Source organism: Duganella sp. Dugasp78 (assembly GCF_059491455.1).
In genome coordinates, this window is the sequence record NZ_CP168506.1 from 5,642,538 (window position 1) to 5,660,170 (window position 17,633).

Here is a 17,633-nt window from a genome sequence, read left to right on the forward strand (position 1 = left end):
GCGGGGTGGCCGGTGATTACCAGTTCGATTCACGCTCCGGCGTGGAACTGATGCGGTGGATCGCCAGGTCGGCGCCTTGGAACTCTTCTTCCGGGTCCAGGCGCAGGCCCAGCGTGGCCTTCAACGTGCCGTAGATGGCGAAGCCGCCCGCCAGCGCGATGACCACGCCCAGCGCGGTGCCGCCCAGCTGCGCGGCGAACGAGACGCCGCCGATACCGCCCAGCGCCTTCTGGCCAAAGATCCCCGCCGCGATGCCGCCCCAGGCGCCGCACAGGCCGTGCAGCGGCCACACGCCCAGCACGTCGTCGATTTTCCATTTATTTTGTGCCAACGTGAACATCCAGACAAACACCGCGCCCGCAATGGCGCCGGTGGCCAGTGCGCCCAGCGGGTGCATCAGGTCCGAGCCGGCGCAGACCGCGACCAGGCCGGCCAACGGGCCGTTGTAGGCGAAGCCGGGGTCGTTCTTCCCCATCAGCAGCGCGACCAGCGTGCCGCCAACCATCGCCATCAGCGAGTTGACGGCCACCAGGCCGTTCATCTTGTCCAGCGCCTGCGCACTCATGACGTTGAAGCCGAACCAGCCCACCGTCAAAATCCACGCGCCCAGCGCCAGGAAGGGTATCGACGATGGCGGATGGGCGGCGATGGCGCCGTTCTTCATGTAGCGTCCACGGCGCGCGCCCAGCAGCAGCACGGCCGGCAGCGCGATCCAGCCGCCCACCGCGTGCACCACCACCGAACCGGCGAAGTCGTGGAACTCGGCGCCAAACGCGGACGCCAGCCATTCCTGCACGCCGAAGCGGTGGTTCCAGACCATGCCCTCAAAGAAGGGATAGACCAAACCAACCAGCAACGCGGTGGCAATCAGCTGCGGGTGGAAGCGCGCCCGCTCGGCGATGCCACCCGAGATGATGGCCGGGATGGCGGCGGCAAACGTCAGCAGGAAGAAGAATTTGACCAGCTCATAGCCGTTCCTGGCGGCCAGCACCTCGGCCGAGGAAAAGAAATTGACGCCGTAGGCGATGCTGTAGCCGACAAAAAAGTAGGCAATCGTCGATACCGCAAAATCCACCAGGATCTTGACCAGCGCGTTGACTTGGTTCTTCTTGCGCACCGTACCCAGCTCCAGGAACGCGAAGCCGGCGTGCATGGCCAAAATCATAATGGCGCCAAGCAATATGAACAATGCATCGGCGCCTTCTTTGTATCCACCCATCAAAATTTCTCCCCAAAATAATGCAAAAATTAACAACGAGCACTGACAAAAGCAATATTCGTTCCAATTTGGTGCAAATTTTAAGTGCTTGATTTCAAGGTGTTTTTATTTTGTGCAGGCGGATGCACCAGAGCCGTGCGCACCGAAATAAGGCATCATTTTGGTGCGCACGGACGAGGGCTCAGATCGGCGCGCCCGGCGGGATCGCCGGCATGGCGCGTAGTCTGACGCTGCGCGGATCGGCCAGATAGGCGGTAATCAGCCCCGCCGCCTGTTTGCGGCTGTCGGCGGTGACGCCTTTGCCGGGGTTCTTCTGCAGCCATTGCGCCAGCTCGCGCGCGGATTGGCGCACCTGCGCGTCGACCTGCGGATGCAGCTTGCCGCAGTCGAGCAGATTCAAGGTGGCGTCGACCACGACCCAGTTGGCGGCCAGTTGCACCGCCTCGCCACCAGCCACGGAGGCCGGCACCGGTTCGCGTTTCCAGGTCTTTTGCAGCAGCAGCGACAGCACTTCCTGCACGCCCGGCTGCTGCGCGTCGCGCGCGTGCTGCCAGGCGACGCGGTTGATGCGGGCCGGGTCGAGCAGGAAGCCGGCAGTCTGCGCGGCGCCCGCTTCGGCAATCGAGAAGGCGTCGAACACGGTGTCCATGCGGGTGGCGAAGTATTCGAGGCTGCGCTGATGCCCCATCGCCGGCGGCGTCAGAATATCGAGCACGCCGGCCGGCAGCGCCAGGTATTCGGCGCGCAGGCTGTCCGCCAGGCGGTTCAGGGCCTGGCGCTGCACCGCCGCCGGCGTGGCCTTGATGCCGGCTTTCGCCAGGCCGGCCTTGACGTCGCCGCTGCTGGTGTAATCGAAATCGCCGCCGCCGATCAGGCGCGCCAGCGCTTCGCCCTGATAGCGTTGCAGCAGGTAGACCGGCACCAGCCGCGCCTCCAGTTCGCCGATCTGGCGAGCGTCGGGCAGCACGTCGACCGAAAAGGTCTGCAGCGCGCGCTGGCGCACCGCGCCCAGCTGGTCCCAGGTCTTGAGCGTGTCCGGGCCGAAGTCCCACAGCAGGCCGTCGGGATGGCTGGAGCCCGGCGAGCGGTCGTCCTGATCGCTGGAGTACAGCATGCCGGCCGCGCGCGCATCGGCGCGCAGCTTGGCCAGCGCTGCCTGTTCCTGCGCACCGCCGCCGAAATCGCCGTAGATGTATTTGACGATGTAGTCGTCCCACGGGCCGACACCGACTCCGTAGGCATCGGCGATATCGACGTCGCCCTTGGCGTCGAGTTTGAGGATGGGGTGAGGATAATCCATCACCGAGCCATTGCCCATGCGGCTGGCCGCGAAGTTGTGGGCAAAGCCCAGCGTGTGGCCGACTTCATGCGCGGCCAGCTGACGCAGGCGCGCCAGCGCCATGGCCTCGGCCAGTTTCTGCTTGTCGGCCGGAGCGTTCTTGCCGTACGGTGCGAGCAGGCTTTCGGCGATCAGGATGTCCTGCCGCACGCGCTGCGAACCCAGTGTGACGGCGCCCCGGATAATCTCGCCGGTGCGCGGATCGGCCAGCGCGTTCCCGTAAGACCAGCCGCGCGTGGCGCGATGCACCCAGTGGATCACGTTGTAGCGGATGTCCATCGCGTCCACGCCTTCGGGCAGCAGCTCGACGCGATAGGCGTCCTTGAAGCCGGCCTTCTCGAAGGCGCTGGCCCACCATGAAGCGCCGGCGATCAGCGCCGAACGCACCGGCTCCGGCGCGCCACGGTCGACGTAGTAGACGATGGGTTTCTTGACCGTGCTGACCGCCGCCGACGGATCGGTTTTTTCAAGGCGATGCCGCACCTGCCAGTGCACGTCGATGCTGCTGGCGAGCGGCGTGGCGAAGTCATAGTAACTGGCGTCGAAGCCGCCGGAATATGGATGGTAGCTGCGCGGCTGCCATCCGCCAGCCTGCGCGCCCGTCGCGGGCAAACGCACCATGCTGATACGCTGGCGCAGCGACAGGCTGTGGGGATCGGCCGCAACGTGGCGCACGTATTCGGCCTGTCCGGGACCGGCGAAGGTCAGCAGCGCTTCCAATTCGACGTTGTCGGGGAAGGCCTTGGCCTGTTCGGCCAGCACCGCGCTGCGCGCTGCGTCGATCTGGTAGGCGCCTTGCTTGGCACCGGCCAGCCGCGCGCCGACGCCGTGGCGGTCCGCCAGCAGGAAGCTGGAGAAATCGACCAGATGGCGCTCGCCTTCGCTGGCGAGTATGTCGCCGGACCAGAGCACGCCGCTGGCGAACGATTCGGTGACGGCGGCCCGTTCATCCTTGTCCGCCGAGGCGGCGATGAAGTTAGTGTTTTCCTGCACCAGGAACAGGCGCGCGCCGTGCTTCTCAAAATGCACCATGCGCATCTCGCCCGGCTGGCCACGATCGAGACCAACGTCGTTCGAGCCCAGCGCATAGGGCAAGGAACTCAATAGCAGAAAGGGCTGGTCCAGCGCCGACACGGACAGCAGCACCCTGCCCTTGTCCGTATCGCGCCAGACGTCGATGAAACCGGGCTGCGATTGCAGGCCGCGCGTGACATCGGCGATCTTCCTGGCCGAAGGCACGGCCGCGGCTTCGGCAGCCGCCGCCAGCACCGGCACCGCCGGCGCGGCGCCCAACATCAGGACGGAGAACAGCAGCGGTCCGGCGGCTGGCCCGGCCCTCACTGCTGGCCTGCCGCTTTGACTGCCTCTGTCGCGCCGTCCATCTTCAGCGCGCGGCTGAGGAAGCCCCAGCGGTCCGCCACTTCCTCGATCTGCTTGGTGGTCGGCTTGCCGGCACCGTGGCCCGCCTTGCTGTCGATGCGGATCAGGATGGGCGCAGCGCCAGCCTGGTCGGCCTGCGCCGTCGCGGCGAACTTGAAGCTGTGCGCCGGCACCACGCGGTCATCGTGGTCGGCGGTGGTGATCATGGTCGCCGGGTAGCAGGTGCCCTTCTTCAGATTTTGCAGCGGCGAGTACTTGGCCAGCGCCTTGAACTCGTCGGCATTGTCGGACGAGCCGTAATCCGACGTCCACGCCCAGCCGATGGTGAATTTATGGAAGCGCAGCATGTCCATCACGCCCACCTGCGGAATCGCCGCCGCGAACAATTCGGGACGCTGCGTCATCGCCGCGCCAACCAGCAGGCCGCCATTGCTGCCGCCGCCGATGGACAGCTTGGCCGGCGACGTCACCTTGTGCGCGACCAGCCATTCGGCCGCGCCGATGAAGTCGTCGAACACGTTCTGCTTTTGCAGCTTGGTGCCGGCCGCGTGCCACGATTCACCGTACTCGCCGCCGCCGCGCAGGTTGGCCATCACGTAGACGCCGCCCATTTCCAGCCACGCCAGGTTGGCCACCGAGAACGACGGCGTCAGCGAGATGTTGAAGCCGCCGTAGCCGTACAGGTAGGTCGGATTGCTGCCGTCGAGCTTCAGGCCTTTTTTCGAGACGATGAACATCGGCACCCTGGTGCCATCGCGGCTGGTGAAGAACTCCTGGCGGGTTTCAAACGCGGCCGGGTCGAAGTCCACTTTCGGCTGGCGATACACGCTGCTCTTGTTGGCCTTCAGGTCGTAGCGGTAGATGGTGGTCGGCGTGGTGAAGCTGGTGTACGAATAAAAGGTCTCCGTGTCGCCACGCTTGCCGCCGAAGCCGCCCGCCGAACCCAGGCCAGGCAGCTCCAGATCATGCAGCGGCTTGCCTTTGAGGTCGAACACCTTGACCAGGCTGTGGGCGTCGCTCAGGTAGTCCACCAGCAGCTGGTTGTTGACGATCGAGGCCGACACCATGGTGTTGGCGGTTTCCGGCACGATCTGCTTCCAGTTCAGCACACCCGGCTTGCGGGTGTCGATGGCGACGATGCGGCCGCGCGGCGCATTGCGCTCGGTGCGGAACCAGAACACCATGCCGTCGTTGCCGATGAAGTTATACGCTGCGTCGAATTCCTCCAGCAGCGGCACCACCTTGGCGTCCTTGCGCGACAGGTCCTTGTAGTAGACGCGGTTCTTGTTCTCCGTGCCTTGCGAGGCGGTGATGATGAGGAAGCGGCCGTCCTCGGTGACTTCGCCGCCGAAGCCCCAGTCCTTGTGGTCGGGACGGTCGTAGACCAGCGTGTCCGCGCTTTGCGGCGTGCCGATCTTGTGGAAGTACAGCTTCTGGAAGTAGTTGACGTCGGCCAGCTTGGTCGCTTCCTTCGGCTCGTCGTAGCGGCTGTAGAAGAAGCCGGAGCCGTCGTGCAGCCACGCGGTGTTGGAGAACTTGACCCACTGGATGTGGTCTTCGATGTCCTTGCCGCTGTCGATGTCGCGCACCTTGATCTCGTTCCAGTCGGAGCCGGAAGCGGCGGTGCTGTAGGCGAGGTATTTGCCGTTCGGGCTCACCGCCAGGCCGGCCAGCGCGACGGTGCCGTCGGCGGCCAGGGTGTTCGGATCGAGCAGCATGCGCGGCACGTCGGCCAGGGTCTTCATCGTGTACAGCACCGATTGATTCTGCAGGCCGTCGTTACGGCTGTAGAAATAGCGGCCGCCTTCCTTGAACGGTACGCTGAAGCGTTCGAAGTTCCACAGCTTGGTCAGGCGCGTCTTGATGGCGTCGCGGCCGGGAATCTGCGACAGGTAGTCCTGCGTCAGCTTGTTCTGCGCGACGACCCAGGCGTGGGTCTCGTCGCTGTTGGCGTCTTCCAGCCAGCGGTAGGGATCGGCCACTTTGACGCCATGATAGTCGTCGGTCTGATCGACGGTGCGGGTGGCAGGATAATTCATGCCGGGGCCGGAAACGGCACAGGTTTGGGCGGAGGCGCTGTGCGCCAGCAACGCGGCGGCCACCAGGGCCGCACACTTCAAATGCTTCATGCGAAAGTCCGTAAAATCGAAGAATATTCGGAAGCGGCTGGCCGGGCTACGGCGCCGCCGGGGCTCAATGACATCAGTAACTACCACGCGTGACGTGACCGATCATAGCGCGCTTTGTAACAAATTAGCAACGATAGGAAAGCGTCATCGGCGTGTTTTATTCGGCGAGCAAGACGGCGTCCGTGCTGACGACGCGCACGTCATGCATCTCGTTCAGGTAGGCCTCCAGGTAACCTTTGTGCGAGGCGCCGACGACAACCAGCGTGCGGCTGCCGGGCCGCAGGGACATCGCTTCGCGGATGTTGGAGGCCATCCGCAAATTGCGCGTCTCCCAGTAGGCGACGTAGCCGCGGCCGAAATGCTGGGGCGACGGTTCTTCCAGCGCCGCGCCGAAATCGCCTCGGAACACCAGTTCGGCGGCGCCGGCGGCATTGTGCGCGCGGTACATCGCCAGCACGCCGGCCGGTGTCGTCAATGCGCCGCGCATTGCTTCGTCCTGGCGCTTGCGCTGCGCCGAAAACGGATTGGTCCACGCTGTCTTGATCGCCGCGCCGTAGGCGTTTTCATCGGCGATGTTGGCATCGGACGTATGGTCATCCATCGGGTAGACCCGCTCATGTCCGCAACGGGCCGCGAGCGACGCGGCAATCAGATAACTTTCATTGCGCTTTTGACGCAGCCCGTTCAGGATCTCCACCAGTTTGTCATTCAGGCCGTCGCCGGCGTGCTGCTCGTCGGCCGGTAGCCGCAGCCATTGCACGGTTGCGGAAGCGGGTTCGCCCGCCGCCAGGAACAGCGACGCCAGCTTGCGCCGCTGCCCCGCCGATGGCGCCGAGGGCCACGCGGCCAGCATCCGATCCACTTGCGCGGTCGCGGTGGGCACGTCCAGGCCGGTGGCGCTGGACGCCGGCGCGGTGTCCCAGCAATAGGACTTGATCGTGTCCTCGTAGCGTTCGGGGTAGCTGCGCAGGAAGGCGCACTGTGAGCCGGACAGCGCCTCGATGGCGATGGCCTTGGGCTGCCAGCTTGCGAGGCGCTCCATCAGCAGGCTCAGATTGGCGGGATCGAAGGACTTCGGCAACTGCGACAGGTGTGCGGTGCCGAGTACCAGCAGCTCGTTCGGCTGGCCATTTTGCAGCTTGAACGCGCCCGGCTTGAATCCCGTCCCAGGCGATTCAGCGGCGCAGACATTAGCGGAAAAAACGGCAGCAACAATGATACCCGCGAACAGACGCTGCATGGGGCCTCCTGGGATAGTTGGAATCGCGCCAGCTTAAGGAGGCTGCGCAAGGCTGTCGCAGACTATGCGATATACCGCAGATTAAGCTGACCGAAATGCAGATTTCCGGGATGGACTCAACCGCCCGTGTCGATGACGCTGTAGTCCGGCGCCTGGCTGGCGATCGGCGCCTGCCAGTTCTCCAGCCAGGCGATCAGCTGGTCGCCGGGGATGGGCCGGCTCATGAAATAGCCCTGCCCCTGGTCGCAGCCCAGCGCGGCCAGCAATCGCCATACGGCTTCGCTTTCGATCCCCTCCGCCACCACGCGCAGGCCCATGTTGTGACCAAGGTCGATGGTGGAGCGGACGATCTTGGTGTCGCCGATGTCGTTCTCCATGTTCAGCACGAAGGACTTGTCGATCTTCAGTTCATTCACCGGCAGCCGCTTGAGGTAGGCCAGCGAGGAATAGCCGGTGCCGAAATCGTCGATCGACAAATCGACGCCCATGGCGCTCAGGCGCTCCAGCGTGTGCTGGGCGCGCACCGGGTCGTCCATGATGGCACTCTCGGTGATCTCCAGGCAGAACGAGCCGGGTGCGAGCTTGTAGCGCGCCAGCGTTTCGGCAAACTTGGCCGGCAGGTCCTGGTCCAGCAGATCGCGCGTGGACAGGTTGACCGACACCTTGAGCGGATAACCCTTGGCCGTCAGCTCCTGGCACAGTTCTGCCGACTTCTCCATCACCCAGCGGGTCAACACGCGGATAAAGCCGGTCTGCTCGGCGAAGGGAATGAACTCGTCGGGGAACACATTGCCGCGGTCCGGATGCGCCCAGCGCACCAGCGCTTCCATGCCCACCACCTTGCCGGTATCGAGCATGATCTTCGGCTGCACATGCAGGCGGAACTCGTTGCGCTCGATGGCGTTGCGCAGCTCCGTCAACAACGACAGGCTCTTCTCGCTGGACTTGTCCATCGCCGGGTCGTACATCACGGCGCCGTCGTTGCGCTGCTTGGCCGTGTACATCGCCACCTCGGCCATGCTCAACAGGGCTTCGCCGTCGCTGCCGTGCGCAGGGTAGCCGGCGATGCCCAGGCCAGCGCCGATGTCCACCGTCTGGTCTTCCAGCGACAGCGGCGTCTCCAGCGCCTGCAGGATCTCGGCGGCCATGCGCTGTGCCGCGTCGAGGTCGGAGGCAGGCAGCAGCACGGCGAATTCGTCGCCGCCCAGGCGCGCCACCTGCGCCGACGACTGCCGCCGGTTGGCCAGCAGCAGTTGCAGGCGGCCGGCCACCTGGCGCAGCAGGGCGTCGCCGAAACTGTGGCCCATGACGTCGTTGACGTGCTTGAAGCGGTCCAGGTCCATCATCAGCACGAACACGGTTTCCTCGCGCTTGGCGGCATCGGCCAGGGCATCGTTCAGCAGCAGCACGAATTGCGCGCGGTTCGGCAGGTTGGTCAGCGTATCCCAGTACGCCAGCCGGCGGATCTCCTGTTCGCGCTTGGCGATCCCCTCGCGCATGGCGTCGAAGGCGTGCGCCAGGGCGCCGATTTCGTCTTCGCGGCTGGTGTCGATCTGGCCTTTGTAATCGCCCTGCTCCAGGCGCCTGGCGGTGACGGCCAGCTCGCTGATCGGCTGCGCGATGCGCTTGGCGGTGAACACGATGGCCAGCGCAGAGATCACGATGCCGCCCAGCGTCAGGCCGATCAGCCAGCGTTCCAGGCGGCTGTATTCGGCGGTCGCTTCGTCGATCGAGCGCGCCAGCAGGACGTTGGCGGTCTGGCCGCCGTCCTGGCCGATCGCCAGCAGGCGCGCGCTGTATTGGCCGTTGGCCAGCGCCAGGTCGAACGGACCGGCCGGCGTTCCGGGCAAGGCCTGCAGCTGGTCGAGCACCGATTGCGTCGCCGGGCCGGCAAAGGTCGAGCCGGCGGCCAGCCATTTGCCTTGCGCGTCGCGGGTCAGCACGGCGGTGTCGAGCGAGCTGATTTCCCGCATGTCGCCGGCCAGCTGGCGGTCGATCGGGAAGGTCATGACGATCCAGCCTATGGTCCTCGGCGCCAGGATGGGCATGACGACGATCTGATAAGGCCGGTGTTCGACGATGGCGATGCCGGTCACGCCCACCGACGATTCGGCGGCGTCCAGCATGCCGGCCACCTGCGTCTCCAGCGCGGCGGCCTGGCTGTCGTTGGTGGCGACGCTGATCTTGCGGTCGATATTGATCAGCATCGACAGGGAGGCCTTGATGCGGTCGCCGCTGTTGGCCAGCGCCGACAGGATGGTGCCGCGGTCGTTCTCGTCGTTGTTGCCGATGGTGGCCACGAAGGCGGTGTCGCGCGCCAGCAGGCGGGCGCCGAAGCGCAGGTTTTGCGCGTTCTGGTCCAGCAGGCGGCGGAACACCTTGGCGCCATTGCCCAGCTCGCTGCTGATGGATAGCCGCGCATTGTTGTCGATGCCGCGCTGGATCACCAGCAGGCCGATCAACTGCACAGCCACGATCAGCACCAGGAACAGTGTGACGATCCGGCTTTCCAGGCTGCGGAAGCGCATGCGCATGCTCAGGCTATCCCTTAAAGCGTGGTCGACGACGGGTCGTCGGCCACGATCGGTTTCATCGGCAGTTTGAAGACGGCGGCGGCGGGCGCGTCGCCGGCCTTCACCGTCACCAGCTGCTCCGGCGTGGCGCCGCCGACCGTGTTGTAGTGCCAGGCCTTGACCACGTACTTGCCGCCGGCCGGCAGCTCGATGCGGGCGGCGCCGCTGGCGTCGGTCTTGGCAAAGTACGGCGTGTCGACCACTTTGACGTAGGCCAGCATCTTGTCATGGATATTGCAACCCAGCACCACCGTGCCCGCCTTGTCGAATACCTGCGGCGTGGCCGACTGGCCGGAGTACAGCTTCTGGTCGAACTTGTGGGCCGGCGAAAACGAATAGATGTGGTGCCGGACCTTGTCGTTATTCGGGAAAAATATCTTGGCGCCAGTCTGCACCACGCTGACCAGGGGCACGAATTTCAAGCCCTTCTGCTCGATCTCCGCCGTGGCCGGCGCGCGACCGCTGGCCGGGCCGCTTTCCGGCTCGACGTAGACCACGGTATCGGCCAGGGCCTTGCCGCCAGCGTCCTGCACCTGCACCGTGACGCCGGTGGCGCCCGCGCCTGCCGAGCTCAGCAACAACAGGATGGACAGGGTTTGGCGGATGGTGTGACGGTGCATGGGCAGCCTGCTCTCGGTTTTTATACAACTTAGATTGTAGCGCGTAGGCAATATTCTACGACACGGTTTTTCACAATTTGCCGCAGATTATTTCCACACGTCATCACGTGGTCACAAAAGCACATTACGATCGTACAGTTAAACCGACTTTTGGCAAGCATTCACCGTGAATTCCGCTCTCAGCTCCAACATCATCTATCTTCCTCCCAAGGCCGAAGACGAGGAGGCGGTGTTGCGCGCCCACTTGTACGACATCCTGACCCGCCGCCAGCTGAGCGCGCTGTTCCAGCCGATTGTACACATGCAGAGCGGCGAAATCATCGCATATGAAGGCTTGATACGCGGGCCGTCCGACAGCCCCCTGCATGCGCCGATGAATTTGTTCAAGGTGGCGCGCGCCAACGACCTCACGGTCGAGGTCGAGCACCTGTGCCGGCGCGTGGTGCTGGAGCGCTTTGCCGAGCTCCAGCTGCCCGGCAAGCTGTTCCTCAACGTCAGCCCGGAATGCCTGTTACAGCGCGACGCGCCGCACGGCGAGACGCTGGAATACATCCACCAGATCGGCATCAACCCGGAGCGGGTCATCATCGAACTGACCGAGAACCAGCCCACCTACGACTACGAACTGATGCGTGAAGCGGTGCTGCACTACCGCAATATGGGCTTCCAGATCGCGATCGACGACCTGGGCGAAGGCTTCTCCAGCCTGCGGCTATGGTCGGAGCTGCGGCCGGAGTACGTCAAGATCGACATGCACTTCATCCAGGGCATCAACCACGATCCGGTCAAGCTGCAATTCGCGCGCTCGATCCAGGAGATCGCCGACAAATCCGACACGCTGGTGATCGCCGAGGGCATCGAGACCCAGGCCGAGCTGCTGGTGCTGCGCGATGTCGGTGTCGCCTTCGGCCAGGGCTACCATCTGGGCCGCCCCCACAGCCAACCGGCCCGCGCCGCGCCCGCCGAGGTGGTCAAGGCGCTGGCGCGCAACGGTGTCGCGGTCTACCCGCAGCGCGGCGTGGAAAAGAACGGCGTCAGCATTTACAAGCTGCTGCACCAGGCGGACTCGGTGCCGTCCAGCATGAACAACAACGAGCTATACGACATCTTCGTGCGCCATCCCAAGTTGCTGATCGTTCCGGTGGTGGACGACGGAGTGCCGCTGGGCCTGGTCAGCCGATTCGACATGATTGAGCACTTCGCCCGCCCCTACCAGCGCGAACTGTACGGCAAGAAGTCGTGCAAGCAGTTCATGGACAGCAACGCGCTGATCGCCGACAAGGACACCAGCCTGCAAGACCTGAGCTTCCGCATGGTGCAGGCCGACGCGCATCAGCTGTTCAACGGCTTCATCATCACCGAGCAGGGACGCTACCTGGGCATGGGCACCGGCCACGACCTGATGCGCGAGATCACGCAGATGCAGATCAACGCGGCCCGCTACGCCAATCCGCTGACCCAGCTGCCGGGCAACGTGCCGATCAACGAGCACATCGATCGCCTGCTGGAGAGCGGCACGCGCTTCTGGGTCTGCTATTTCGACCTCGACCATTTCAAGCCGTTCAACGACGTCTACGGCTACCGCCGCGGCGACGACGTGATCCAGCTGACCGGCCGCCTGCTCAGCGAGCGCACCGACGCCGACCGCGACTTCGTCGGCCACATCGGCGGCGACGATTTCATGATCCTGTTCCAGAGCGAAGACTGGGAGGCACGCTGCCAGGCCATCCTGGAAGAGTTCGGGCGGCACGCCGAGGATTTCTACAGCATCGAAGACTGCGAACGCGGCGGCTACATCAGCGAGGACAGGCAGGGGAAGAAAGTGTTCTACTCGCTGATGAGCTTATCGATAGGCGCGATCCGCGTCGAACCGCACCAGTACTACACCCATCACCAGATCGCCACCGCGGCGACGGAATCGAAGAAGCAGGCGAAGAAGATCCACGGCAACAGCCTGTTCGTGGATCGCCGCCAGCAAGCCGGCTGAGCCGCTCAAACCGGACGCTCCGGGATCGCACGGGCCGTACGCCAGCGGCTGGCCAGCTCGACGGCCGCCGCCCTGGCCTGCGGCGTCAGGTCCAGTTCGGCATTCTTGCGATTGCTGGCCGCCGCCAACTCGCTGGCCTCGGCCGCCAGCGTCAGCCACATGCAGGACTTTTCGTCGTCGCGCGTCACGCCGCGCCCGCTGCCGTACATGCCGCCCAGGTTGAACTGCGCCAGCGCGTGACCTTGCTCGGCCGCCTTGCCGTACCAGCTCACGGCCAGTTCCTCGTCGCGCGCCACGCCCAGGCCGTTGGCGTACATCACGCCCAGGTTGTTTTGCGCGCTGGCGTCGCCCTGCTCCGCCGCGCAGCGATACCAGGCCACCGCCCTCGCCTCGTCCTTGGTCACGCCCTGACCGTTGGCATACATCACGCCGACATTGAACTGGGCGTTGGGCGCGCCTTGCTCGGCGGCCATGCGGTACCACTCCAGCGCGCGCTGCTCGTCGCGCACCACGCCGCGTCCCCGCACGTACATGCCGCCGAGGTTGTACTGGGCCAGCACGTGGCCGGACTCCGCCGCGCGGCGATACCAGGTGAAGGCGAGCTCGTCGTCCCGATCCACGCCCTTGCCGTTGGCCAGCATGATGCCGAGGTTGAACTGCGCATCCGCGTCTTCCTGTTCCGCCGCCCGCAACAGCCAGGCATAGGCGCGCAGCTGGTCGGCCTCCACGCCCTGGCCCTCGGCGTAAGCCACGCCGACCAGCCGCTGCGCTACCGCGCAACCCTGGGCGCCGGCCTGCCGGAACCAGGCCAGGGCCTGCGCGTCGTTGCGCGCCACGCCGTGGCCGTGTTTGTACATCAAGCCGAGATTGAGCTGGGCGCTGGCATCGTTTTGCAGCGCCGCCTTGCGGAACCAGGCCAGCGCCAACGGATAATTGCGGCGCACGCCCATGCCATGCACATAGGCTTCGCCGAGCAGGGTCTGCGCGCTGGCCACGCCTTGCTCTGAGGCGCGGTAAAACCACGACAAGGCGGTCTCGTCGTTGCGCGCCACGCCACGCCCCTTCTTGTACATCTGCCCCAGGTTTTGCTGCGCCGAGACCTCGCCCTGCAGCGCGGCCGCGCGAAACCAGCGCACGGCTTCCTTGTCGTTGTTGGCGACGCCGCGGCCGTTAAAATACATCACGCCCAGGTGGTTCTGCGCGAACGCCAGCCCCTGCTGGGCCGCCTTGTACATCCAGTAGAACGCGCGGACCTCGTCACGCGCCACGTCCTCGCCTTTTTTGTAGACTAGGCCCAGATTGAACTGGGCGTAAGGATTGCCGCGTTCGGCCGCCTCCCGGTACCATACAAAGGTGTCGTAACCTGTCTTCACCGAGCTTTGATTTTTCATCGTACACCTCTGGCCAACACCGTCGAAATGTTGGTTAAAGTGTAAAACGCGGCCCCGGCATGAGTTTGACCGCGCTCAAACGAGTCATGATGAAATGTTATCGTTTCTAGTGATGGGCGACCCGGCGCGCACCGTCAGGTTTGGGACCGAATGCATACACGGCAATAGCTATTATTGTCAGGCACCAGACGATCAGGGCGCCGGACGGCAAATCGTAGAGCGTGGACAACACCAGCCCGCTGGCGTACCCAACCGCGCCGATCATGTAGGCCAGCACCAGGCGTTTCTTGCCGACATAATGCCGCACGGCCAGGCCGGGCACGATCAGGCTGGTGAACACCAGGTACACACCCACCAGCTGCACCGACGCCGTCACGGCCAGCGCGAAGATCAGGTAGAAACCCAGCCGGCTCAGGCGCTCGCGCAGGAAGTACAGCAAGCCGCAGATCACCACCGTGCCGACCGCCGGCAACGCCAGCTGGTCGTAGCGCACCCACAAGATCTGGCCGGCCAGCAGGTCCTGCAAATGCTCGCCGCCGTGCGGATTGTGCGCCACCAGCAGCAGGCCCGCCGTCGCGGCCAGGATGAACATCACACCGATCTGCGCCTCCTGCACTTCCGGCCAGCGCTTCTCGGTCCAGGTCAGCAGCAGCGCGCCCAGCACGGCGGCAGCGGCGGCGGCGGCCTGCACGGCCCAGCTCTGTGGATCGAGCTCGGCGGCGCCGGCGATGATCACGCCCAGCGCCGCGATCTGCGCGATCGCCAGGTCGATAAACACGATGCCGCGCTTGAGCACCTGCGCGCCCAGCGGCACGTGGGTCAGCAACACCAGCAGGCCGGCCAGCAGCGCCGGCAGGATGATCATCAGGTCGAGCGCTTCAGCGTTCATTTATTTGCATCCATTAAACGTTGTACAGTCGAGTCGAACAGGCCGAACAAGTCTTTGCTCTTGTCGTCGCCGCCGACGGAAAACGGCAGCACCACCGCCGGAATCTTGGCGTGCTCGGACAGCCACTGCGAGGCACGGCCGTCCTGGTAGGCCGCGCGTATCACCATCTTGGCCGGCGTGCGCTGCAACTGCGCCAGCAGTTCGGCCAGGTGGGCCGCGCTAGGCTCCACGCCCGGCTTGGGCTCCAGCGTGCCGACTTGATGCATGCCGAGCCAGCCCATCAGGTACTCCATGTTCTTGTGGTGCTCCACCACGGCCACGCCCTTCAACGGCGCGGCCTGCTTCTCCCACCTGAGCATGGCCGCATCCCAGCGCGCCGCGAAGTCCTTCTGGCGCGCCTGGTAGTAGGCGGCGTTGGCCGGGTCCAGCTCGGCCAGGCGCTTGGCCAGCGCCACGCCGACCAGCGCGATATTGTGCGGGTTCTGCTGGATGTGCGGATTGCCGGCGGCATGCACATCGCCTTCGCTGCGGTCGACCTTGTTCGGCACGTCGAGACGCGGCACGAAAGCGCCCGCCTCGAAGTTGCCCGGCTGGCCGGCGGCGATCTTGCTGTTGCCCGATTGCTGAATCAGCACCGGCAGCCAGCCCACTTCCAGTTCCAGTCCGGTACACACCAGCAGGTTGGCGTTGCGCGTGCGCGCGATCAGGCTCGGCCGCGCTTCGATGCGGTGCGGGTCCTGCAGCGCGTTGGTGGCGCTGGAGACCTTGACCTTGTCGCCGCCCAGTTCATTGGTCAGCGCTTCCCATTCCGGCTCGCAGGCGAGAACGTTGATGGCGGCGTGCGCCGACGTGGCCGCCACGCAGGCGGCGGCAAGCAGCAGATGTTTGAGTATGCGTTTCATGCCTGCTCCTTTAGAACGAGTGGGCAGCGTGCGTGCCCAGGCTCATGATGTATTGAAGGAAAATCTGGTTGTCTGTGACACCGGGACGGGACTGGTCGCGCGCCAGCTGCAAACGCAGGCGCGAGAATTCGGACGGGCTGTAATCGACCATGAAGCTGCTGCGCGACGGGTTGTACGCCTCCAGTATCGGCAGGTTGGCCCAGGCCAGCGCGCCGCTGTCGATCAGGCCGATGCGCTGCGAGCCGGACGACAAGCGGTCATAGCGCAGGCCCGCGCGCCAGGTCGGCATGAACTGGTAGACGCCTTGCAGATACCAGCCCGACTGCATGCTGCGGTAGTTGCCGCTGGCCGCGGCGTCGGTGTCGACCGCGTAGTTCAGCGTGCCGCTTTCCTTGCGGCGGAAGTACTCGCCCTGCAGCTTGAAGTTGGTGTTGGTCGGATTGCCGTTCGGCGCCCATTTGTAGATGGCGTCGGCGATCCACATATTGGATTTTCCGCTGAAGCTGTTGGTCAGGCCCTGGTCCTGGTAGGCGCGCTGTTCGGCGCCGGTGTGCAGGTAGGACACGCCAGCGCGATAGCTGGCCGAATCGCCGAGATCGTCGCCCAGGTGGGCGAACACGCTGACGGCGCCGGCGCCGTTCTTGTTGCGGTCGTTGCCGGGGAAGGCCGTGCCGTTGCCGGCCTCCACACCGATCTCCAGGAACTGGTCGAGCGGCGCCAGCCACTTGGCCTGCACGCCGTCCGGCTTGTACTGGCCGCCGAGGAAGGCTTGATATGCCAGCGGCGCATCGACGAAGTCCCAGGTATGCGCGTGCTGGCTGTTCAGGTAGCCAATCGACGACAGGAAGCGGCCGGCCTTGATGTTCAGGCCGCTCTCCATGGCGCGCGTCTGGATAAAGGCTTCCTCGACGCTGACCTCGTTCTCGCCGGTCAGCGAGAAGGTCAGCTGGCCGGCGAACTGCGGATCGATATTGGCGGCCATGGTCAGCTCGGATTCGCCAAGGTTAAAGCCGCGCTTGCCGGGACCAACCTCGCCGCCGCTCGGCGCGAAGCCTTGCAGACGGTACTGGGTCGGGTCCTGCTTCAGGTTTTGCAGCGTGCCGCCCAGGATCATCGAGATGTTCGGGTTGAACAGATTGCTGGCCGGATTGGCGCCGCCGGCCGGTGCCGCGCTGGCGGGCGCTGGCGGCGTTTCGACATAGGCGGCCACCGCAGGCGCGGCGCCGGCGGCCGGTGCGGCCGGGGTAGGCGCCGCCGGCGCGGCCGGTGCAGCCCCGCCTAACGCCGCGAGCTGCGCCTTGGCGGCGGCGGTATCCGACTGCGCCTGCTGCAAGCGCTGTTCCATCGACTGCAAGCGGGCCTCGTAGGCCTCCTTCATCTGGCGGATCTCCGCGCGGATTTCAGCCAGTTCCTTCTGCTCTTTTTTATCTGCGGCGTAGGCCTGCGGGGCCGCCGCGGCCACGCTCAAGGCGGCCAGCATCACTTTATGTTTCAACATGTCAATTCCTGTAGACAGCTGCGATAAGCCGCCCCCTGCGCAAACGGCAGCGGTGACGGATCCAGGGTGTGCGATCAGGACAGGACGGGCGGCGCTCGCGACCGGAAGCCGCAGACGGTACGCCGGCAATCGAACCGCGCAGGCGCGTGGGTGACGGCGACCGAGGGATCGGCAAGCAGCGGGAAGGAATAGAAATGGCTAACGGCCGCAGAGCCGATCTGCGCAAATGCCAGGCATTGCGCGCAATTGTGATTCAGGCCCAGCTTGTTGATACTGCTGCTCGCATCCTCATCCTGCTGGGTGGCGGCCTGCACCACGCCGGTCGCGGCCGAAGCGTGCGACAGCGCGTGCGAGTAGCCCATCTGCTGGGAGAACACCAGCAGAAGCGACAGCAGCACATGGAAGAAGTTGCGGCGTATATTCACAAAATACCAACTATTGATACATAGTGCCGGTATTGTAATGC

12 protein-coding genes are annotated in these 17,633 nt (G+C 64.9%); 1 reads left to right on the forward strand and 11 read right to left on the reverse strand.

Annotated features, from left to right (window positions below; genetic code table 11):
* Positions 1–16: 16 nt before the first annotated feature.
* From ACEN9O_RS25025 to ACEN9O_RS25050, 6 genes are all read right to left on the reverse strand, one after another.
* Entirely contained in the window at positions 17–1,219 is a 1,203-nt protein-coding gene (locus tag ACEN9O_RS25025; protein ID WP_495614501.1) for an ammonium transporter, read from the reverse strand.
* A gap of 181 nt (positions 1,220–1,400) precedes the next feature.
* Positions 1,401–3,899: a zinc-dependent metalloprotease gene (locus tag ACEN9O_RS25030; RefSeq protein WP_495614502.1), complete on the reverse strand. Its 2,499-nt coding sequence runs from the start codon at positions 3,897–3,899 to the stop codon at positions 1,401–1,403.
* Positions 3,896–6,067 carry a prolyl oligopeptidase family serine peptidase gene (locus ACEN9O_RS25035; RefSeq protein WP_495614503.1) on the reverse strand — a complete coding sequence of 724 codons (2,172 nt, stop codon included), beginning with the start codon at positions 6,065–6,067 and terminating at the stop codon, positions 3,896–3,898. The genes ACEN9O_RS25030 and ACEN9O_RS25035 overlap by 4 nt, the downstream gene beginning before the upstream one ends.
* Before the next feature lie 157 nt (positions 6,068–6,224).
* Positions 6,225–7,307 carry a DUF5694 domain-containing protein gene (locus tag ACEN9O_RS25040; protein ID WP_495614504.1) on the reverse strand — a complete coding sequence of 361 codons (1,083 nt, stop codon included), beginning with the start codon at positions 7,305–7,307 and terminating at the stop codon, positions 6,225–6,227.
* A gap of 116 nt (positions 7,308–7,423) precedes the next feature.
* Positions 7,424–9,841 (reverse strand): putative bifunctional diguanylate cyclase/phosphodiesterase, encoded by a 2,418-nt coding sequence (locus ACEN9O_RS25045; RefSeq protein WP_495614505.1) that lies wholly within the window; start codon positions 9,839–9,841, stop codon positions 7,424–7,426.
* A 14-nt stretch (positions 9,842–9,855) separates the two neighbouring features.
* Positions 9,856–10,500, reverse strand: a complete 645-nt coding sequence (locus ACEN9O_RS25050) for a methylamine utilization protein (RefSeq protein WP_495614506.1) — start codon at positions 10,498–10,500, stop codon at positions 9,856–9,858.
* Between the two features lie 166 nt (positions 10,501–10,666).
* Between ACEN9O_RS25050 and ACEN9O_RS25055 the strand changes: the two genes are divergently transcribed.
* On the forward strand, positions 10,667–12,487 hold the full coding sequence (locus ACEN9O_RS25055; protein WP_495614507.1) for a GGDEF domain-containing protein: 1,821 nt from the start codon (positions 10,667–10,669) through the stop codon (positions 12,485–12,487).
* A 5-nt stretch (positions 12,488–12,492) separates the two neighbouring features.
* On the opposite strand, the gene ACEN9O_RS25060 is transcribed toward ACEN9O_RS25055, so the two are convergent.
* From ACEN9O_RS25060 to ACEN9O_RS25080, 5 genes are all read right to left on the reverse strand, one after another.
* Entirely contained in the window at positions 12,493–13,878 is a 1,386-nt protein-coding gene (locus ACEN9O_RS25060; protein WP_495614508.1) for a tetratricopeptide repeat protein, read from the reverse strand.
* A gap of 106 nt (positions 13,879–13,984) precedes the next feature.
* Complete coding sequence (locus ACEN9O_RS25065) at positions 13,985–14,767, reverse strand: metal ABC transporter permease (RefSeq protein ID WP_495614509.1); 783 nt, start codon at positions 14,765–14,767, stop codon at positions 13,985–13,987.
* The gene (locus ACEN9O_RS25070) at positions 14,764–15,669 is read right to left on the reverse strand and encodes a metal ABC transporter substrate-binding protein (RefSeq protein ID WP_495614510.1); all 906 of its coding nucleotides are present in this window, start codon (positions 15,667–15,669) and stop codon (positions 14,764–14,766) included. The genes ACEN9O_RS25065 and ACEN9O_RS25070 overlap by 4 nt, the downstream gene beginning before the upstream one ends.
* A gap of 10 nt (positions 15,670–15,679) precedes the next feature.
* A complete protein-coding gene (locus ACEN9O_RS25075; protein WP_495614511.1) occupies positions 15,680–17,167 on the reverse strand; it encodes a putative porin in 1,488 nt (495 codons plus the stop codon).
* A gap of 74 nt (positions 17,168–17,241) precedes the next feature.
* Entirely contained in the window at positions 17,242–17,592 is a 351-nt protein-coding gene (locus tag ACEN9O_RS25080; RefSeq protein WP_495614512.1) for a hypothetical protein, read from the reverse strand.
* Positions 17,593–17,633 lie beyond the last annotated feature (41 nt).